The 22,015-nt window shown below is 42.5% G+C and carries 16 protein-coding genes; all 16 read right to left on the reverse strand.

Features of this window, described 5'->3' with window-relative positions; all coding sequences use genetic code 11:
- Window positions 1-81 precede the first annotated feature (81 nt).
- A complete protein-coding gene (gene tssI / locus OCU77_RS22595; protein ID WP_048897420.1) occupies window positions 82-1,932 on the reverse strand; it encodes a type VI secretion system tip protein TssI/VgrG in 1,851 nt (616 codons plus the stop codon).
- Between the two features lie 50 nt (window positions 1,933-1,982).
- The gene (locus tag OCU77_RS22600; RefSeq protein ID WP_048897419.1) at window positions 1,983-2,465 is read right to left on the reverse strand and encodes an Hcp family type VI secretion system effector; all 483 of its coding nucleotides are present in this window, start codon (window positions 2,463-2,465) and stop codon (window positions 1,983-1,985) included.
- A gap of 218 nt (window positions 2,466-2,683) precedes the next feature.
- A complete protein-coding gene (gene tssH / locus OCU77_RS22605) occupies window positions 2,684-5,260 on the reverse strand; it encodes a type VI secretion system ATPase TssH (protein WP_107302565.1) in 2,577 nt (858 codons plus the stop codon).
- A 19-nt stretch (window positions 5,261-5,279) separates the two neighbouring features.
- Window positions 5,280-6,251, reverse strand: a complete 972-nt coding sequence (tssG, locus tag OCU77_RS22610) for a type VI secretion system baseplate subunit TssG (protein ID WP_162845612.1) — start codon at window positions 6,249-6,251, stop codon at window positions 5,280-5,282.
- Window positions 6,248-8,077, reverse strand: coding sequence for a type VI secretion system baseplate subunit TssF (tssF, locus tag OCU77_RS22615; RefSeq protein WP_048897416.1), 1,830 nt, complete (start codon window positions 8,075-8,077; stop codon window positions 6,248-6,250). The genes tssG and tssF overlap by 4 nt, the downstream gene beginning before the upstream one ends.
- A gap of 1 nt (window position 8,078) precedes the next feature.
- Window positions 8,079-8,546, reverse strand: coding sequence for a type VI secretion system baseplate subunit TssE (gene tssE / locus OCU77_RS22620; RefSeq protein ID WP_048897415.1), 468 nt, complete (start codon window positions 8,544-8,546; stop codon window positions 8,079-8,081).
- 20 nt (window positions 8,547-8,566) lie between these two features.
- Complete coding sequence (locus tag OCU77_RS22625) at window positions 8,567-9,355, reverse strand: type VI secretion system accessory protein TagJ (protein ID WP_048897414.1); 789 nt, start codon at window positions 9,353-9,355, stop codon at window positions 8,567-8,569.
- Window positions 9,356-9,368: 13 nt separating this feature from the next.
- Window positions 9,369-10,901: a type VI secretion system contractile sheath large subunit gene (tssC, locus tag OCU77_RS22630; RefSeq protein WP_048897413.1), complete on the reverse strand. Its 1,533-nt coding sequence runs from the start codon at window positions 10,899-10,901 to the stop codon at window positions 9,369-9,371.
- Between the two features lie 123 nt (window positions 10,902-11,024).
- On the reverse strand, window positions 11,025-12,515 hold the full coding sequence (gene tssC / locus OCU77_RS22635; RefSeq protein ID WP_048897412.1) for a type VI secretion system contractile sheath large subunit: 1,491 nt from the start codon (window positions 12,513-12,515) through the stop codon (window positions 11,025-11,027).
- The gene (gene tssB, locus OCU77_RS22640) at window positions 12,515-13,054 is read right to left on the reverse strand and encodes a type VI secretion system contractile sheath small subunit (RefSeq protein WP_048897411.1); all 540 of its coding nucleotides are present in this window, start codon (window positions 13,052-13,054) and stop codon (window positions 12,515-12,517) included. Before tssB ends, tssC (OCU77_RS22635) begins: the two co-directional genes overlap by 1 nt.
- 36 nt (window positions 13,055-13,090) lie before the next feature.
- Window positions 13,091-14,233: a type VI secretion system protein TssA gene (gene tssA, locus OCU77_RS22645; RefSeq protein WP_239685820.1), complete on the reverse strand. Its 1,143-nt coding sequence runs from the start codon at window positions 14,231-14,233 to the stop codon at window positions 13,091-13,093.
- Window positions 14,230-15,054, reverse strand: a complete 825-nt coding sequence (locus OCU77_RS22650; RefSeq protein WP_048897648.1) for a PP2C family protein-serine/threonine phosphatase — start codon at window positions 15,052-15,054, stop codon at window positions 14,230-14,232. The genes tssA and OCU77_RS22650 overlap by 4 nt, the downstream gene beginning before the upstream one ends.
- Window positions 15,054-15,740, reverse strand: coding sequence for a type VI secretion system-associated protein TagF (gene tagF / locus OCU77_RS22655; protein WP_048897409.1), 687 nt, complete (start codon window positions 15,738-15,740; stop codon window positions 15,054-15,056). Before tagF ends, OCU77_RS22650 begins: the two co-directional genes overlap by 1 nt.
- Window positions 15,722-19,267, reverse strand: a complete 3,546-nt coding sequence (tssM, locus tag OCU77_RS22660) for a type VI secretion system membrane subunit TssM (protein WP_107302562.1) — start codon at window positions 19,265-19,267, stop codon at window positions 15,722-15,724. Before tssM ends, tagF begins: the two co-directional genes overlap by 19 nt.
- Window positions 19,267-20,586: a type VI secretion system protein TssL, long form gene (gene tssL, locus OCU77_RS22665; RefSeq protein WP_048897408.1), complete on the reverse strand. Its 1,320-nt coding sequence runs from the start codon at window positions 20,584-20,586 to the stop codon at window positions 19,267-19,269. Before tssL ends, tssM begins: the two co-directional genes overlap by 1 nt.
- A 20-nt stretch (window positions 20,587-20,606) precedes the next feature.
- On the reverse strand, window positions 20,607-21,932 hold the full coding sequence (tssK, locus tag OCU77_RS22670) for a type VI secretion system baseplate subunit TssK (RefSeq protein WP_048897407.1): 1,326 nt from the start codon (window positions 21,930-21,932) through the stop codon (window positions 20,607-20,609).
- Window positions 21,933-22,015: the final 83 nt, after the last annotated feature.

The raw sequence follows: 22,015 nt of genomic DNA on the forward strand, positions 1-22,015 counted from the left end.
AAACTAAGCCTTAGCACTAACGAACTTTATTTTGTTTTCTATCAGCTAAAGCCCCCACACTGTTTATTGCATTTTAAACAGTTAATTGAGTGCAATTTGTCCTGCTTTTAAGGTAATTGCTTGCCCATTTATATTAATATTGGAACCTTTAATACTGATATCACCACCACTCGATAAAGTAATAGATGCAGAGCCTGATTTGAGAGTAATTTCACTTCCCGCCTCAATGACGATTTGTTTTCCTGCTTTATTCGATTGGTTATTCTTCACATCAATAATATGATCATTCTTTACTGTCAGTTGTTGGTTGTTTTCAACAATGATCATTCGATCATTTTTCACTGACAATTGATGATTATTATCAACTTGCTCAACATGATCATTTTCCACAGTTACATAATGGTTTTTCTCTGCATGAATCGCTAAATGTTCATTATCTTTAGTATCATCAAACCGTATTTCGCTAAAGTTCTTACCTTTGCCTTCCAATGATCGGGTTCTAATACCGTTAACAGCACCGCGTGTATAAGGCGGCACTTGACTTGCGTTATAGAGTGATCCACAAATGACCGGTTGCTCTGGATCACCATTAACAAAATCAACAAGCACTTCTTGCCCAACTCGCGGCGTAAAGAAACTCCCCCACCCCGAACCAGCCCATGCTTGAGCAACGCGAATCCAACACGAACTGTTTTCGTGATATTCACCCTCTCGATCCCAGTGAAACTTCACTTTAACGCGACCAAGCTCATCCAAGTAAACCTCTTCACCTTCCTTACCTGAAACAATTGCGGTTTGAACACCATGAATCCTTGGCTTGGTGATAATATTATGCGGTCGGTAAGCAACAGTATCAGGCACACAACTAAATTGATTATGAATAACTTGCTGCGATTCTTTCTGTGCTCCCATCTGCGAGTGAATCGCAACGTGTAGGTGCTGTTGAGTAATAACGTAACTTTTACCTACTTGCGTTGGATCTTCATGCTCAGAGAAAGAAAATGTTTTACCCACAGTAAAAGAGCGGCAATTGCTGGAGCCACTGCATGACAAGGTATCGCGTTGAAGCGCTTCGAGAATATTACTGCTGCTAAAATCAACTCTAGGATTAAAACCAGATTCAGCCTGATACTGATAGAGTTCACTTTCAAGAGGTGTAATCCCTTGTATACACTGGCTATGCATTGCTGAAGGGGGATTGCTAGGGCTATCAACACTAAACCCTGATACAGCACTTGAGCCAATTGCTAGCTGTAGCCCTGTAGTCCAATGATGAATATGAGGCTTATTATATGACCCCGTCATGTGGCAGACGTCAGCTTCTTCACATTGTACGTAACTCTCGATAGAGTCCGCGAGCACAAGTTGATGTGAATCTTCACTATGTTCAAAAAAGAAAAAGATCCCTTCATCTTGTAATAGCCGCATTACAAACTCTAAATCCGTCTCATGGTATTGCACTTTATAACCATAAGTCGGGTATGACTTCACTCGATCATCTTTAAAAGCAATCGCATGCCTTCCCAATACATCACCAATAATTTCTTCAAGCGTTTTATCTTGGTAGATCTTGTAGTGATTTTTAAAGCTGGCGAGATAAAAATCAGGACGAATAGTTAAAATATAATCTTGATACAACTTACCGTCAGCGCTATCAGGTACACGACTGCCCACACACTCTAATTGTGCAACAATGCCGTTGAAGTAACGCGTAATTGTTTGCTTATCAACATTATATTTAAACTCTATTGTTACCTTAGATCCTATAAGTGAATCCCGTTCAATTAATACGCCATTAGCAAATGCATTTGCTTTTAATGAATACAATTCAGAAAAAGATTCATTATAATCAAAACTTGTTAATATCAGTGAATCTTGACCAAGTAATGTCGATATCTTAATACTGTTTTTTTCTTGTAAAGTTTTCTGCATGTAGATTCTTAACCATATTAACTATGGGGTGGTAAACCACCCCGCAGAAATTACATTGACTGACCTTTTGTTCCGCTGTAAGCGTAACGTAAGGTATCGCCTTTCTTATTCGTATCATCAGATGGCATTACATTCATTTCCATTTGTGTGTAGGAAATGGTAATAGTTTCAATTGGACGGTCATCTTGAACAGACACTGCATAAGATGAAATCATTGCATCTGTAAGGGTGATATTCATGATGTCTTCCACACCATCTTTACCCTGCTTAGTCATATGAAATATAGCAGGAACCCCCATTCCAATTGTTGCTTCTTTAAATAGCGCGGTAGACGCAGAGTCCTGTAATTTAGTGATAGTCATATCATATAAACGTGCAGCACTTGCTTCACGGTCTTGAGCAGTACCTGTAAATGATGTGATTTCACGACCCACACTCCAATCAACCGAAAGAAGAGTAATCATATCTTTATAAGCTTCAGCTGTTGCTTCGCCTTTAATATCACCATATTTCAGGTAAGTATTCGCTTGCATGCAAATCTCCTATTAGCATTCATTTGTTTTGCGTTTATTAATAACTTTCGCATTAAAGATACCGCTATCATTTTATTGACAGCAATATCCATAAATAACCACTTAACAGTCAGGTAATTATATTGACGGGTGGATAATTACATATATTGTAAATTGCGCAATTTCCATTTATATTTTTTTGAAAATGCTTCACAAAACCATATGATAAAGAATGTTGTTTATTCTATATCTACGGTGAAATTATCATCTTTAAAATTAAGGCGAATACTATCAATTGGACTATTGACAGAAAGACTATTTAATATACTGGTTGATAATAATGGCAATAATGTTTTTTGTATATTTTGTTGAATAATACGCGCCCCAGAATTAGGTTCATGAGACAAATCAATTAAATAATTGATGATTTCATTATTATATTCAAAGCACGCACCATAGTTTTGTTCAAACCGCTTCACTAATCGATTCAACTGTAATTCTGCAATTTGTTTTAAAACACTTTGCGTTAACGGAAAAAATGGAATGACATTCATTCGTCCAATAAACGCGGGTTTAAATACTTTCAATAACTCATCTTGCAAAGCATCAGCTAGTCCTTCAGGGCTCGGCATCATTTCAGGATCATCACACAGTTGCATGATCAAATCTGTACCAATATTTGACGTCAAAATGATAATGGTATTTTTAAAGTCGATATCCCGTCCTTCACCATCTTTAATCGTTCCTTTATCAAACACCTGGTAAAATATATCTTGAACACCTGGGTGGGCTTTTTCAATTTCATCAAGCAGAACTACACTATAAGGTTTCCGTCTTACAGCCTCGGTAAGCACTCCACCCTCACCAAATCCAACATAACCAGGAGGAGAACCCAACAACAATGAAACTTTATGTTCTTCTTTATATTCAGACATGTTAATTGTGGTGATATGCGCTTCACTGCCATAAATCTGTTCTGCCAGTGCTAGGGCTGATTCAGTTTTACCGACACCACTTGGGCCAGCTAATAAAAAGACACCATCAGGCTTATTTTCGTCATTAAGGTTAGCGCGTGAAATTTTTACGACTTCTGCGAGATGATTAAGTGCGTGATCTTGCCCTATTACACGCTGTTTTAAGTGCTGTTCAAGTGACAGAATTTGTTCGATCTCGTCCGACTGCATTCGACCAACGGGAATCCCCGTCCAGTCAGCAACCACTTCTGCGATTAGGTACTCATCAACCTCAAAAAAAACCATGGGCTCATTATTATTGGCTAAAGACTGCTTAATTTCGACTAATTCATCATGAGTCTGCGGCTGCTCATCACCTTCAAGCAATGCTGTCACCAAGGTACGAGCTTGTTCAACTTGTGATTTTTCATGCTGCCAATGATGGCGATAAACCTGTAGCTCAGTTTCTTTTTCGTCATACAATCGCTTCAATTCAACGATGTGATCATGATGGGATGAGCCTGTAACTTGCTCTTTTTCCAACTGTTTAATTTCTATCAACTGTTGTTCAAGCGCTTTTTGTAATCGCTCGACTTTCGCTGGTATCGTTGCTTGACTCATCGCCACACGAGCACAAGCTGTATCTAATAACCCCACCGCTTTATCTGGCAGTTGCCTACCACTGATGTATCGATTAGATAGTTTTACGGCAGCTTGCAAAGCCTGATCGGTAATATTCACCCCGTGATGCTTTTCCATAACAGGTAATAAACCGCGCAGCATAACGACGGCCAAATCTTCACTTGGCTCCTCTACTTTAACCACCTGAAAACGGCGAGCGAGTGCCGCATCTTTCTCAAAGTACTTTTTGTACTCGGCCCAAGTCGTTGCTGCTATAGTGCGCAGCTCACCACGAGCGAGTGCTGGCTTTAATATATTTGCGGCATCACTTTGCCCTGCTTGCCCCCCACTACCGACCATGGCATGTGCTTCATCAATGAAAATAATGATAGGTATGGGGGAAGACTTCACTTCCTGAATAACAGACTTTAGCCTATTCTCAAACTCCCCTTTCATCCCAGCACCAGCTTGAAGTAGCGCAAGGTCAAGGGAACGTATAGTCACGCTTTTTAAGCTATCAGGTACATCATCTGCCGCTATGCGTAATGCTAAGCCTTCAACAACCGCCGTTTTCCCAACACCAGCTTCACCCGTTAAGATTGGGTTATTTTGACGACGGCGGGATAAGATATCGATCATCTGTCGAATCTCATTATCTCGCCCCACAATGGGATCAATCTCACCACTGCGAGCTTGGTGAGTAAGATCAATAGTAAATTGATCAAGCGCAGGCGTTGCAGCAGACGAACTAACGGCAGATGTTGTATGCACGGCGTTTTGAGCTATCTCAGGCCAAATGTGCAACAACTTAGTCGGTTCTACTTTCGTGATTTCGTTACTGTATAAACTCACAAAAGACGACAAACTTTCATCAGCTGAGAGCGCATAGAATAAATGGACGATACCTAAGCACTCATCACCAAATTCAATGGTTGCAGCAAGCCATGCCTGTCGAAGTAGAGTAACGGTATGAATAGCCAAACCTGGTGCATCCTCACAGCCAGTTTGAAGGCGCTCCAGCCTGATCAGCAAATCATTTTTTAATCTTGCATCATCAATTTCAAAAAATTGACTAATGGCCTGATAATCACTTATTTGCGCATCTAAAATACAGCATAACCAATGCAATACTTCCACACTGGCATGGCTACGTGAATTAGCCAGGGCGGCGCTTGACTCTAGTGTCCTTTTTGCGTCAGGGGTGAGTTTTTCCACCAACGACTTCAATGTCATTGTCGACATAAATTACCTTTAACTAAGACTAATTAATTGAAATTTTTACCGGCTGAGCTGCAAGCAAAGACGGCATCCCAAGCATGGCACTCAACCCGAGTTGAGTTTCATGACCTAACGATGCCTGTGGTAAATCGGCGTAGTGTGTTTGCACTTCCCAATCAACTTGCGTGGATTGAGGCACAAAATGCTGGGCAAGATGATTGAGGCGCACCATTAAGTCACTTTTTTGAATAAGTCGACGTGTTAACTGTGCATCCTTTACATAGAGAACGATCCGAATCGCAGCATTAACATTCCATACTTGCTTGCCTAGCACGGTTGTTTGCCCTAACTGAGCATGCAGTCCTTCAGGCTCAGCGTGCGAACATAAAGCGGTTTGCTCATTCGCCTGCAGTGGGACCCATCGCCCCACAAATTCATCAACGTCAACATCACATTGCAGCGTATGTGAAAGAATGGCTCTCAATGAGGCGGTATTTCGTACTGTTTTGGCAAGCAAGCCTCCCCAGTAAATATCCTTATCATCACTCGCACCGGTCAATGAATGCAGCGCTTGATGGATATCTGTTGGTTGTCCCCATAAATAACGCTGATGATGAACACCGTACTGATACTTTTCCCATGCCCTGTAATAAAGTGATATAAGTCGATGATTAAACAAATCTAAAAAATCTCGCAATGCGTAATCTTTCTGCTTTACGCGCTGTAAGATCAGTTCCGTATAATGTTGAGGCAGCACACCTGAAACACCAGTAAGGCCAAAAGAACTCACTTCTAACGTTAAGGGCTTCCCCACTTTTTCCGGTTGAATAGTCACTTCGCTCGCAGCGAAGCCAAGGTGCTGGGCTGCGACAAAGCGTATTGTTTCATTATCGACAAAAGCATCAGTCCCTATTTCAAAATGCCCTGTCGAACGGATATAGTGGCAATATAATGCATACACGACCTCATATAAATCTTGCCCTTGGAACCTTGTAAAATCGACAGCTTCGTTCACAGTAATACCTTCCCACCAGCAGTGGCTGGCCATTCATGGAATGCTTGCTCTTGCCCATGTAACCAAACGCGTAACCGCGTAAAGCTATTAACAGCAGCATATTGTGCGAAAAAGTGGGCTAGTACATTACTGAACAAGAAGATCATAGGTTCTTGTACGTCATTGATAGAAAACGTCAGGTCAACATCAGAACCATGGCAAAAACCTACACGTCCATTTTGATTTACTCGTGCGGTAGCCGCCGTCACTTTCAATCCGACGATGGCATCAATCAATACTTTGGTTTGCGGTGAGGCTTTAAAATCATAGAGTCTTAGCGTTTCTTTTAGCGTGGCTAAACTATTACCATCGGTAAAGCTGTTAAGGGTTAATAGTTTTGCAAGCTGCCAACGCGTGCTGTCATGCAAACGTGGACGTATGGGTTCCGTGGGTGGAAATAAGCAACGTACCCGTTCGAATACATCACCTTGCTGCGTTAAAAATACTTTTGGTTGACCGCCCCCAAACGGCAACCGAGAAGCTAAGTTTCGGTTACTACACTGCGTCTCTATTTTTAAACTCCAGCGGTCTTTTTCATCAGGATCGAGATGTTTTGAATAACGATCAACGACAGAAATAAAGGTTTCACGACCCGGCTCATCAAAGCCTCCAGCCCAATTCACATCTTCTCGGCGAATATTCCAATACAGCTCACTATCAGATAAATAATTTGGATGTTCACCGCCATAGAACGGCATAACCTCAACCTCGGTATTATGCCAATTATGGGCAGTAACACGCTCAACGCTGATCACTTCATTGGCTTCCGATTGATTATATGACGGTACTATCGGATATTCATGGCTAACATGATCAAGGGCGATCGGTTCAACCTGTTTGTTGAAAAGATTGATCACAGGCACACAGCCCAGCAAAACATTCTCTTTTGCTAGCTGCTTAACCATAAGATCTGAAGGCTCATCAAAGTAAATGTACACCTCAGCCTCATCGCCTTCACCGAACCAATTAGGGTCAAGATCAACCAAATCGATAAATAAGAATTTTTCGGGTAATAAAAAATATTCCACCAACAATCGATAACCAGAAAAACTCTGCTGACGATACGGAATAACAGCCTGTTGCTCTTCAAATCCAGTCGCTTTAATGTGCTTCGCACTAATATACTTCACAGCCTGCGGATGATTTTTAGGCACAATGGCAATGCCGACTGCATAGCGCAACAGATACAAATAAAGCTGATAACTGACATGTGGCAAACCACCTAAATGAAGCCTTAGTGATGAGAATGCATAGTGACTAAATCGGTGTTCACTATCCGTTCCTGCCAATTGCAACTTAAGCACGGATCGAGCAGCGCGGTTAAAATGAGGGTCAGGCGCGTGAAATGGAGAGTTTTCAAAACTCACATTGTCCAAGTCAAAAGGCCACAATTGAGTAGAAGAACACGTCTGAAAATGGCAGCGTTTGAAATGATCAGCGACGAGTTCGACTGACTCCCCTTTGTCCACAGTAAAGCCAACACTCACATTGTCTTTCGTCGACATCTGAATCACACTCATTGATGGGATCGTGGCATGGTAATCAGGATAAAGCTGGCCAATCAGCGCTTCGGTTAATTGCGGGTAGCTATCATCTAAGTTACGTCGAATTTGTGCTGTTAATAACGCAAAACCTTCCATCATTCGCGAAGCGTGTGGGTCTTCGACCTGGCTATCACTTAGTCGCAACCGTCCCGCAATTTTAGGGTGCTTTTCCGCATATTCCGCCCCCATCTTGCGCATATAAGCCAGTTCACGATTATAATATTTTAATAGATCATCACTCATGTTATGACTCCTCAACCTTGATACCTAAACTCACGGGCTCAACTTCGGAATCAAAAACAAGCTCTTCTTGTTCTGTCCCAACACGAAATATCGCTTGAATACGTAATCTTAAAACTCGATCTTCAGGTGATCCTTCTTCTAATACAGAAACATAAACAGCATCAAATCTTGGTTCAAACCGAGTAATTGTTTCTTCAACAATACGACATAAATAGCTACGACCGTCGCTACTGCTAAAGGGCATTGATGAAAAATCAGGTAAGCCATAATTCATCACTGAAACATCAAGTTCAGTTAAACGCTTAGACCAGGTCAGCCAAGACCGTCGAGAATTCAAAAGTAATTCAATATCTCGCCGAACACTGTTTTTTAGCGCTTGCAAACTATAAGAAACGGGCTGCTCCGTAATAGCTTCGGGGGCATCATCAATTAGGTTATCGAGCAATGATGGTTTTAGCGGTACATACATGATTACGCATCTCGAAAATGTTAAGCGACGTTTTCCATCAGCTCACACTGAGCGAGAGGAAGGGCACTATCACCAGCCAGCCACATTTTTTGCCCTTGCCCCACGACAACAGAGGTGCCCGAAATCTCGACCCAGTCAGTCTCACGCGCTAATTTTTGGGCATCGGTCAAACTGTCAACGTATGTCATTGGAATAAATGCATCTCCGCTCGGTCCATCAATCACCTCAATATTCACTTTACGCCAAATGTGCTCAACAAGGGATGTGACAGGCATAAATTGAATACGATCAACGTCAGTAAAAGGCACTAAATAATATTGCCCGTCAGTACCAAATAATTCGATGTAACCCGCCAAACTATCGTCTAAATCTCGGCAGTCGTCAGATTTGTGCTGGTTAATCATAAAAGCAGACTGGCGACGACAAGATTCTAATTGCCCTGCATATTGCTGAATGTCAGCTTCGCTCTTTTGGCATCGAGCAATATTGAGCGCCACTAGATTTTCAAATTCTTGCCTATCACCTTTCAATAATTGCACGGTGGCATTGCCTGCAAAAAAGTCCGCTCTGGCTTGTGCAGCATGAATCAGTTGGCGCAGGTTATTACCACCCACTAAATATTCAGGGTATTGTTTGATCAACAACGAAAGCTGCTGATCGGCACGTTCAAGTTGACCATCAATACATAGAAGCTCAATAAAGTTACTGCGTAAATCACTGTCTTTTGGTTTCGCTTTCAGCTTATCCATATAATCACAAAGAATATCTTTGATACTTTCCTGCTGTAAGCGAATATTTAAGCTTTCCATAACTTTATCCATTTTAATTTGATATTGGTGATAGTTCTGTAATTAATCGAATATTAGACACCATCTGATCCAGTTGAAAATGCGGCCGTAAATGAATGACTGAGTAAAAGCACCCTCGATTGCCTAGTTTTTCTTTAACCCTTATTCTTGCTTCATGAAGAGGGTATTTAGATCGCATTTCTTCGGACAAGGAATCAGATGAAGTGGTGTACTGCATTAACCACTTTTGAAAATACCGCTCTATTTGATCTGCAGTTTCAAATGACCCTATTTTATCGCGACCGATTACCTTTATATAATGTGCAAATCTAGACACACACAATATATATTGCAGCATAGATGCCAGACGCGCATTAACTGCATCAGACTCTGATGAAAACTGTTTGGATTCATTTACAGATGAATTACTGTAAAAAGATAAAAAACCCGTCTCGTAAACTGAAGATACCGGAATAAACCCACTATCAGATAATTGTTTTTCCAGTCTATCACCGACCTGCAAGTTGACTGACATCTTATTCTTTTTTAATCGACGCGTGACGCAAAAATGGCTTTGTGGAACTTTAACCACTAGACCTTGGCGATATTTCCCTGCTTGTACACCGCGAATGTGGGAAAACCAGCCAGACTCACAAAAAGCACGAACAGTAACAGCAGCAAAAGCATAAGCAGCATTCCCCCACAAATAATCAGACTCTGAATGTGAAAGCGACTCTCGGTAAGAAAACTGCTCTCTTCTAGACCCATCAGGGGTATAAGGCGAACGTAAAAGTATATCAGGTAAAGTAATACCTAAAAATTTGGCATCTTCCATCGCTCTAACACTCTGCCATTCAATATACTCTGGCTGAGAAAATTGTGTTTCAATATGAGCGACAGATGCTAGCTCTGAAAATTTATCGACTCCAAAAAAGCTGGGATCTGCCGATGTAATAAATGGTGCAAAAGAAGCAGCGGCCGTTTGCGATATTTTCCGTAACGTATCTACATCATTCGCATGTTGGTTCCCCTGCAAGCGATGCGTTATTTTATAATCGCCAATCAGTAAACCAAAAGGCTCTCCTCCAGGCATATTAAATTCATTGTTATAAATAACGCGAAAGAAATCACTCTGATCAAAATCAATAGCTTTAGCACTATCCCTCGTCAATTCACTCCAAGTAAGGTGTAATAATTTAACTCTACACTTTTGCTCTGTGTCATATTCATTCTCTTGCTCAACTAAGTATGCGAGACCACGCCAACTTGCTTCAAGTTTTTTTAAACTATCATTATGTAATATTGCATCAAGTTGTTGTGAAATCTTTTCATCTATTGCAGTAATCGCTGCTAGCAACATCGCAGTTAAAGATTGCTTATTACATTCCCCTTTATTAAAACAAGTATGTATATCCAGCCACATTCTTAGTGATAACGCATCGTCCTTTGTATCTAAAAAGGCATCAACCAACTGACTCTTAGAGTATAAGTCGTGTATTTCTTGTTGCTTTGGACTACCTGAAGATAAAAATAACTCAGATACAAATGAAATATTTTCATTAACCAAGGGTGACCCTTACTTAAAACATTAGAGCTGGTAACTCACCAGCTCTAAATACAACAACCTTATGATGATTTATATAATCACCATATATAGTTATCTACTTCAATAAAGTTGGAATTATGACTATCAACCCACATCCGGGATTTTTGCGACTAACCGCAAGGAAGTTGTTAACTCTTCCATTTGTAACCAAGGGCGAAGCCATGCAACCGCATTATACGCACCAGGCTGGCCAGGGATTTCCTGCACTTTTACTTTTGCACTTGCTAGCGGATACTTAGCTCGGCTTTCTTGGCCCGCACCTTCGGACGCGTTAACGTAGGATGAGATCCAACGATTTAACCAACGTTCGACATCATCTGCTTCCATAAAACTACCGATCTTATCGCGCGCCATCACTTTCAAATAGTGTGCGAAGCGAGACGTTGCCATGATGTAAGGTAAGCGGGCTGATATTTCTGCATTTGCAGATGCATCTGGCGTATCGTACTTAGTCGGTTTTTGACAAGTTTGCCCACCAAAGAAAGCAGCATAATTGGTATTTTTATAATGACATAGGGGTAAAAAGCCAAGCTTGCCCAGTTCAGCTTCACGGCGATCGGTAATTCCCACTTCAGTCGGGCATTTCAATGTTGGATCACCCTCGTGACTCAAATAGCTATGGGCAGGTAAGAAATCAACCTTACCCCCACCTTCTGCACCACGAATCGCCGTACAGAACCCAGATTCAGCAAAGGCATGTGTCATTTTAGTCGCAAGTGAATACGCCGCATTCATCCAGCAATATTCCTCATGCTTCACATTCACAGCTAAACCGCTCTCTTCATCAATAGAGAACTCTTCATAACCAAACTCTTCCGTTGGCAATGTTGCCTTACCATAAGGTAAGCGTGAAAGTACACGAGGCATGGTTAACGTAACAAAGCGCGAATCAGGGCTTTCACGGAACGAGCGCCATTGCGCATATTCGAGTGATTCGAACACTTTTTCTAAATCACGCGGTTTATTGAGTTCTTCCCACTCGCTAAAACCAAATAATCCTGGCGATGCTGCAGACAAGAATGGCGAGAAACCTGCTGCTGCAACATTCGACATCAGGCTTAACATTTCAATATCTTCTGGGTGGTTGGTAAATTCATAATCACCCACTAAAGCGCCATAGGGCTCACCACCAGCGATACCAAATTCAGCCTCATAGACTTTTTTGAAAATCTGGCTTTGATCAAATTCAACGGCCTTACTCAAATCCTTATGTAATTCTTTCTTACTCATGTTAAACATGCGGATCTTCAACGTCTGGCCAGTATCTGAATTCATGGTTAAATGATGAAGTCCTCGCCAACTACCTTCCAGCTTCTGAAATTCATCACGATGCATGATTTCAGCGAGTTGCTTGGAAATAATGCTGTCTATTGATTTAATGGCTTCGTTGAATGTCACTGTTAAGTTTTTATTCCACGTTACCGTACCTTTAAGCGCTTCTTCTGTTAGTGTACGCAGTAACTCTTCCGCACGAGACGATTCTGTTTGCTTAGTCGCAACAAGCGCCTGCTCCAAAAATGATTGGCTGGTTTCTTCCACCGTGGGATCAAGTAACTCCTGAGTTTGCATATTCATTACGCCCCTTCTCCTTCAGGCTGCTTTGCTGCTGTTTTAGCATCGTCGCCAAGGTTTAACTCACCAGCTAACTTATTCAGGTTCTCGGTATTATTAAGTACAGCTTCAAGTACATTTTCTAAATCTTCTGAGCGATCAATCTTGGTCATTAGATCACGCAATTTATTACGCGTTTCAAGCAGCTTTTTCAACGGCTCAACCTGATTAACAACCGCGGCGGGCTCAAAATCTGTCATTGAAGAGAAAGCCAGATTAACGGCTAATTCTGTACCATCATTCGCCAATGTATTGTCCACTTTAAAGTTCAACGAAGGACTCATACGCTTCATAACATCATCAAAATTGTCACGGTCTATTTGAATAAAACGACGATCTTTTAATGGCTTCAGATCTTCAGTGTTATGACCGGCAAAGTCCCCCATAACACCAACAACAAATGCCAATTCCTTTTTAACGGTTAATCCTTCCGTTTCAACATCATAAGTAATGTGAACACGTGGCTTTCGTACCCGAGACAGCTTCCCGTGGATACTTTCCATATTTATATTCCTTCTCTCTAGCTGGTGTTATAAATGTTAAGATGAGGTGTCATTCTCAGAAGAAATGCCAACTAACCTGAAATAACCTTGCCGTGCTGAACCATCATCAATGAGTTCAGCTAGTAAATCTGGTAAGGCTAAATCACTCCACCTCACAACTTGATCGATGGCATACGACATCGGTGAATGTGGTTCTGTTTTTCTAAAAAAATCTGAAATGGTTTTCAGCTGTATAATCGCGTCTTGTCGCGTACGCAGCTGTTGTTCCGCTGGATTCACACTAACTTGGGGATGTTCACTGGTGCCCGTATCAGATGGAGATATACTCTCTTGCTCCAACTGTATGGCTTCATCCACCTGTTGTAACTGCACTGCCGCTATATGCTTCACGGCATCAAGAGCTGCTTGCAGTCGCTTAGATATATGAGATGTGGGTAGTGAGAGACCTGATGCCTGATCCATCACGCTCACAAGTTGCTGATAAGATGAAATACAATCTTCAATATCACTGACCAGTTCTGTATAGAAAGCACCGCTAGATTGATTAACCGCTGATTCAAATAGGCTCAATTCAACCGCGCCTTGATCGATTCGATGGCGCTTTTTATCCGTTTCCAACCGATCCACTTCACAGGCTTGTTCATACTCCCAAAGCGCATAGGCTCTATCACCATCAAACTCAGTGATCGGAATACATGAGATCGGCATAAGTAAGGTACCTTCACCTTCTACACCATTAAGCCCAATCAGAGGTGCAACACGGGTTTCAACACCATCTTCATCAGGCCAAGGATACAAACCATCCCAAAACTGTTCGATCAGTAACGTGGCCACCCGAAATCCAAGGTTCAAGCCGGCATAGCCGTAAGTACGCGTCAGTGCTTCGATATACCAAGCTGTAAATTCAAGATCCTTCGTCTCATTCACTAACAAAGTCGGGACTTGATCGATCAAGGGTTGCCACTGATTCGAAAAGCTCAATAATGGCTCACCATCTATCAAAGCATTACGCTCCAGCGTACGTGCATTGTTGCGCACATTCTTCAGCTGGTAGTAAACAGAAGAAGGTGAGGTATCGTGCCTTGGATCTACGCCGCAAGGCTGTTCTGACGTAATCGCTGTCGCTAAAGCGGTAAGATCTATCTGTGCAGCTTGCTCAAAAGGAAGTAGCGCCATCATTCCCCCAGCAAGCTGATACGTTGATTATTAAAAACAGGGACTGTGGCATCGCTATAACTTGGAGGTAAGTGATACTCAGATGCTGTGTGCTGAGCGGCTTTCACAACAGCACAAGTCACATTATCCGAAGCCCCACGAACTAACGCTGAGTGGATCAATGCTTGTCCGACTTCATTCACGCTGGTTGCTTGAAAACACGCTGTCATTTCGTGTTCGGTCAATTCCTTGGTTAGTCCATCAGAGCACAGTAAAAACTGGTCACCACTCTGTAATGAACCAGATAGCTGATCGATATCGATTTTTTCATCAACACCAACTGCACGTGTTATCACATTCGCCATAGGGTGCTGTTCAGCTTCGTCCTCATTCAGCAAGCCTTTTTCGACCATTTCCATCACTTGACTATGATCTCTTGATTGCTGAATCAGTTGCCCATTTCGGTATAAATACAACCGACTATCTCCGACCCAAAGACAATGAAATTGTGCATCTTTAACAAACAGTACAATGGCAGTTGTCCCCATAATTGACTTAGCAAGATCGTGATAACCGTACTGATAAATGCGCGTGTTCGCCTCGGTTAATGCCTCATGTAAATGTTCCAGCATGAGAAAGGGCTGCCCAATACTCGAGACTTTTTGCTCAATAATATCAACCAACATTTGGCTCGCAATATCGCCGGCGGTATGGCCTCCCATGCCATCAGCCACAACCCATACACCTTCTTTTTGCATCGCTAAGCAGGCATCTTCGTTATAAGTCCGTACTTTTCCTGGATGTGATTGTGTGAATGAAAAGTAATTCCATTTTGCTTGTTGCATTACCATCCCCATTCTTCCCAACACCCATCTAATAAAGCTGAAAACTGACTGACTAAAGGCAGTCCACTTGAAATAACGCAACATTCCGGCACATGCTCTGAGCCATTCGTCCACCATACGCAATAACGACCAAACCGTTGCTGATATGCGTGATGAAGTAATTGGGTAGCACTAGCAGGTTCAGCCACTATCGTATGACGATCACCGTTCATCAGCACTTGCAGAGAGGCGTCTGGCTGAATAGCATCTTGGTGCCAACACGCTTGCCCTGTCGCCTCGACCCAAGCAGAGAGATCCACTTCATCATCAAGCACCTGCAAAATATGCTCTTCAGCTTTCATGCTCCATTTTCGGTTGAGCATAAAGTTGATTGGACTATGCTCTATTGGTGTCGCGAGCGAAAAATAAAATTGTCGACCTACGCTATCAACGCTTGGCATCAAACTGCCGATCATGGCGTGTTCACCACAAACATTTGCAGAAAAAGCAAAGTGCCAAATAGGGCCTGTCATATAGTATTCAAGCCATGACTCTTCAAGCTGCTCACGACTCACCGCCATCGCCGCTTGCAACCATTCACTCCATCCGTTAGCAAACCCTGTCGCCAACCCAGCTTGAATGAAATCACCTCGTTGCGGCACTTTGCCAAAATAACCAAACCCCGGTTTTACAGTGTGACTGGGCATGAAAAGCGCTCCATATCACGTGACCAAAAAGGATTAATGGCGCTGTTTGGAATTAACTCTAACTGCGCTTTATTCCCTTTAAGATCCACCATTAAAATATTGTCTTTGCGTGATTTTGGTCTGGCTTTGAGCGACTTATCCAGTAATCGGAATAAGCCCCAACTCCCCCCATAAGATTCAGTAACAACATGACCTGTTTGAGGGGGCGTAAATACCACTCGCGTCTGACCAACACCTGGCCAGTACAAGGTTTTGGCACGAGTTGGACCATGTTGGTATGTCACAGCCTGTCGCCCGACTTCCAATTTGAAGTGGCTAATATGTTGATCTAAATAAATCGGTTTAATACCAAAACTGACTTTTGCTTTTTGGCTGCCAGCATCAAAGAAGGCTTTACGAATCGTTTCTGCTTGTGCAAAAACCTGTAGGCTTTCTTCATTCAAGCCAATCGATTTATCAAACCGCCATTGATGCTTAGACTTATCGACAAACGGTGCTAAATACTGATTAAAGAAGCTATCAAGTGTGCCGTTATAGCCAAAGAAACGTTCAAAATCTTTAAGTGGTAAATCTTGAGATGACTTAGGATCAAACGGGTATTTCCCTTTAATTAACGTCTGATATTCTTTTAAAACCGTCGACTTCCAAACATCATTGACGTGCAGCTGTGACCCTTTTTTCGCAAGCTTAGACGTTTGTGATGAGATATTCCCGAGCCAGCTAGAGAATGGATAAGGCAGATTGGCGCGTGCGGTTTTCATCGCAGCCCCTATCGTTCTATTATTGCTTTCACCCAATAGGCTTTTGTAGGCAATACGCTCGTTATTACCTGAACTTGTCAGCTCAGCCAGATAGTTGTTTAAATGAACAAAGGATTCATGAACAACTTCAAGTTGAGCTTCTGACACACTTAGCAGCTCACCAAACGCATCTTCCACTTCTTTACCCGGCAGCGAAATTTCAGCCTTACCAAGATCGGAGGGTAAAAAGCGTTTAATACGTTGTTTCTGATTATGCAATGCCGCGTTAGCCACACTTGAGGCGACTTTCCCCGCAGCTTCAGCTTCTTCACTGACTTGTATTTTGGTAAGACGCAGTTGTTTTTGTGCCGCGGCAATTAAGGATTCAACCGGTCGTTCTGGGCCAGCTAAAATCTTAGCCTGTGACAACCCACGTTCAGCCGTTTGATAGGATTTCAATTGCAGGTCGTTCAGCAGTTGTGTCCATTCATAAATATAATCACGGTAGTATTTGAATCTGACATCCTTAACGACATGATCGATATTGCTGTCTTGCAGTACCAATTCATCACCGTACACCCAGCTATCCTCCATCAGACGTTTCACCATCCGGTTACTTTCCAGTTGGAAGACACCATGGAAACCATTGTAGGTATACAAGCCAGGGATCCCCATGCTGAGCGGTTTCCCACTTTTTCGCTCAAAAATGGTCAGGCTTTGCGAACCAAACACATCTGTTAAGCGAAACGAAGGAACATGGCTATCTATGTATTCCAATTTCAAACGCTGATATGCACGTTCAGATAAAGGCATCGCTGTTAATACATGACGAGCACTGCTTACCGCATCCTCATTCATGGCCACATTCAACACACCGGCTTTTTGCAGATTATTACTATGAACAATTAATGATGAACGTAAGAGCTCGTTGATTTCGCCTGGGTAAGTACGATCAAAATAAGCTTCCAGCCAGCTTGTAACCTGTGTCTCATCGTAATGTTGCGGCTGGAACAACATCAGATACGTCTTCAACGTTTCGTACAAGTATTCGCGATATTGCACGTTGTCACGCATTTCTTTTTCAAGCCCAGCAGTCAGGAACTGCGCGAAGACACCTTGCAATGCTTGGTAGTACGCCGTTACCGCAGGCTGACCTAATTTTTCACCTTGGTATAATCCAAAATGTTTAATCTTATCGTCATCAAGCATGTACTGATCAAAGCCAGCAGGCAGTTGTTTCAGCTCATTCAATGCATCAACTAAGCTCACGACATCTAAATCAGCACTTAGCCCCTCATCAATAATGGCTTGGTAACGTTCAATACCCGTCAGCGAGTTATCTACCAATGACTTATTCCACTGATAACTCTGTGCCCAAATACCGCCCATGACAGCAATGGCCACACAACTGCCCCCAACGACTGCGCGCTGTAGCCACCGATTTTGCTTTTGATGCACGCGATTAACTGTGCCAAGAAACTGCTCTTTGATGATCACATCTTCAAATAAGCGTTTAATAAAGAAGCCTTTCGCCTCTCCACCCGCTTGACGTAGCGGCACTTGGCTCAATCCAAGCCCCCCCGATGTCTCTTTCATTACACGATCAATCGGCATCCCTTCTTGGGTTGCACTCGCGATAAAGACACCGCGTAGTAAGGGCGGTTCTTCGAATGCATTGGCGGCAAAAATTTCTTTCAAAAAATCATCCGCAGCCGCTTGAAGTAGACGTAGCTGTTTAGGAAACTCGTAAATCAGAGTACGTTTATCTATGTCGCGTTCAGCACTTAATCGTGCATTCATCTTTTCAAGCAAGTGCGTTAATAAATGGTGAAATTCTTTATTGAATAACCCCACAACACCCTTTTCTGAATCAGGTGCCGATTCAGGGAAAGTTACTCCCCAAATTTGCTCTCTTTCTTCAGGCGTTAAATCAGCAAAAAACTCATTAAAACCAGCAATCAAATCGGCTTTGGTCAAAATCACATAAACTGGAAATTGCATCCCTAGCTGATTTTTGAGCTCCAGTATGCGCTGTTTGATCGCCCGAGCGTGTAGGTTACGCTCTGTTCGAGTCTGTGTGAGTAAATTGGCAAGACTCACTGTGATGATCGCACCATTAATGGGCCGACGTGTACGATGCTTTTTCAGTAACCCCAAAAAGCCAAACCAAGCACGTGAATCTAGATCGGTATTACTATCTTGGGTGGTATAACGCCCTGCGGTATCAATCAACACCGCTTTATTGGTAAACCACCAATCACAATAACGCGTTCCACCTATGCCAGCTAACGGGTCATTACCTAGGCTTTCTTGCAGTGGAAATTCCAACCCTGAATTTTGTAGTGCAGTGGTCTTACCCGTACCAGGAGGACCAATTAAAATATACCAAGGCAATTGATAAGCACCGCGTCCGCGCTTTCCTGATGTTTTACTCATTACATCAAGTGCCTGCACGATGCGAGAGCGTAATGTTTCTATCTCCTGCTGTGACGCAGCATCGGCTGGGGTGGCTTCATCACCATCCAGTAAAGTTTTAACGGTTTGCTCATTCTGCTTTTTGCTTTTCGCCTGATGAATAATGTTGTAAAAGCCCCACAGCAGAGCAAAAGCAAGTAGCACAACTAAACGAGAAACTGGGCTACTTAGAGGTTCAGAGCCTGCAATAGCAACCAGTGGCCCTCCGAACCAAATTAACAAAGATAGCGCAACAAGCCCGAGCAAAGTGATCACCCACTTCTTACGGAAAATATCAATCAAGGCACTACACATCCGCTTAATAAACATCATTATTTTTCAGCCCTGCGTTGTTGATATAGAAGATCGATTTCGACGCGGCGGTTACTCGCGCGATTTGCATCACTGGTATTGGGTTGGCGAGGATTGGCATCGCCTTGACCTTCCGGCCATAGACGACCGCGAAGCTCCGTTCCCATCGCAAGCACATTGGCAACAGAGGTGGCACGTGCAAGTGAAAGGTGCCAGTTAGAGGGGTATTTACTTGTAAAAATCGGCTGGTCATCGGTATGACCAACTATCATGACTCGACCAGTTGTCGATTCGAGCGCATGGGCTATCTTAGAGAGAACAGGCATCACTGAGGCTTGAATTTCATTACTACCTGAAGCAAATAACTCGCTTGATTTAATGATCAGTCGGATACGATCCGGATGTTTTTCAAACTCGATCAGCTCCCGCTCAACCTCTGATTGCAGCAACTGTTGCAGTTTTAATGCCGCAGGATCTTGATAATATTGCACCGATGATTCGTCAATATGAGCAGGTACTAAGCTACTTAATGATTGAAAAGCTGGGTTAGAATAAGCATTTATATGGTAGTTAAACCCCATATACATAGAGAGCATCAACAGACCAAAAAAAGATCCCGTCACCCACAAAGGGATCCCACTGTGTGTTTCACTTCCCGCTAACACATTCGCTTGCCAATCGGGAGACAAAAGCGGCTGATGCTTTCCTTTCACTTGCGCTAAGGCTTCAGAAACTTGTGAACGATATACTTGGAGCTTTTCTTCACCTCGTTCAGCGATGCGCAGTTTTCCTGTAAACCCTAATGCTAAACAAAGGTTTTGCAATTCAAGGCGTTGGTAATATTGATGGGGTTGTAACAATGCGTTATCGAGTAAAGAGTAAAAGTATTCTCCTCCCCATGTCTCAGCATGAAAAACCGACAATAAACTTTCTGAACGCCATACCGACTGCTCTCCCCAGGCCGTATTTAGTACAGTTTCATCCAGAAACGAACACAAACAGTAACGAGCTGCCTCAATATCGTCACTCACAACCGCTAACCCACGTAGTTGATTTTCATACTCACGAATTTTTTCAATACATGTCTGACGTAAAAACGCCACATCACTATGATCATGTGTAGAACGAATCTGACCAATTAATGACAAAATACCACTCGCGTGATCAACAAGAGGATTCTCGCCTAGAGAAGGCAAACGACGAGTGTTAGCCCCTTTACTTGCCTGCATTACAAGTACCGTTTGATTTAAATCAGCCTCTTTAACGGCTTCTGACTTATTCTGAGCGGCACTCTTCTTACGTTTACCTGGCTGAGGCTTCAAAACGGTTTGATCGGACATATTCAATACCACTTGCTAACTTATTGACTCACAGACCAGCATTGCAGGCTCAATGAGGGATAATTCCCAGATAAATGAATCGCGATACCGCCACTCGCAGCCAAGCGCGCCCAATAATCATTACTCTTATCCAATTGGAAATAATGAAAACCAGCATGGTATGGAATTTGTCGCGGTGCGACAGGCAATACATCGACTGAAATCCCCTGCAATTGGTTATTCACTAAATCGCGAATATGCTCAACGGGGCCAATTTTGACTTGCGCGGGGAAACGCTTACGTAGCTCCTCGGGCTCAATATCCGCTTTGACTGCCAAGACAAACTGGCTTGTAGACAATAGCTTTTTATCTGGCACCGAGGCGATGTGAATGCCAAATTTTGTTGTTTCAATAGGTATCTGGGCAGCAGTTTGTTCCAGTACCGTACTGAGGCACTGATTTAGTGCATCAGATAACTGACTGAAAACTTCTGTAAGCCCTTTATGTGTATAAGTTGGCAACTCTGAAGGACGCTTTCGACTACTGGCATAGGTTGAGAGTTCACCTGCCATACCGTACAGCAACTGACAAAGCGCTTCCGGGTGTGTGCCTTTGATTGTTGAGTAATGTTTCAACACGGGTTCATAGCGATTGAGTGTTTGCAACATTAAGAAGTCAGCAATTGACGTCGCATTACCTTGCGAATGATTCAAACGACCAGCTAAGGTATCTGCCCGTAATTTAATTTTGCCAACTAAACTTGATAGCAGACTTTGAATATTAGGGTTTAACTGTGCATTCAGTGTTGGCGGGATAAAGCGCTTATCTAAAATAACATTGCCTTCATCTGTCACTTCAACAACACGAGCGATAGGTAAGGTATAAAAGCCTGTCAACCGTTCACTATCGAGCTTTAGTTCAACGGACAAGGCCGCTAACTGCAGAACTTCTTCACCTAAATTGCCACTCGTATCAACAATTGTTTTATCTTTGAAATAATAACGAGTCACCTGATTATCACCCAAAGGTGAAATTGTCGTGTTATTTACTTGTTCGATAGGTACAGCAATAACAATAATTCGATCTTTTGTGTTTTTATCTATATAAAGAGGTTCTGGTAATTGATCACGTTGAGGGGATAGTAAAACGCGACTGTCAGGCATGACAGCATTAGCTTTTTTTAACGAAAATGCCCCCTGAGCTAACAATGCCTCGTCAATTAGCAATTCAACAACCCCCCAAGGGTATGTTGCTAAGTGACTCGAAAAAGTTGAACTTTCATTTAATATATAGCGTTCTTGCTGTTGAAAGTGCTGCGGCCTTAAAAACATTCCTTCACACCAAGCAACACGTTCCCAGTTACTCATAAATAACCTTACTTTATAAAACAACGACGCAGATAGTTAATAAATCAATTAATTTTATAATATACAAGTCGATTAATTAACGA

This window comes from Photobacterium swingsii (assembly GCF_024346715.1).
Lineage (GTDB): Bacteria > Pseudomonadota > Gammaproteobacteria > Enterobacterales > Vibrionaceae > Photobacterium > Photobacterium swingsii.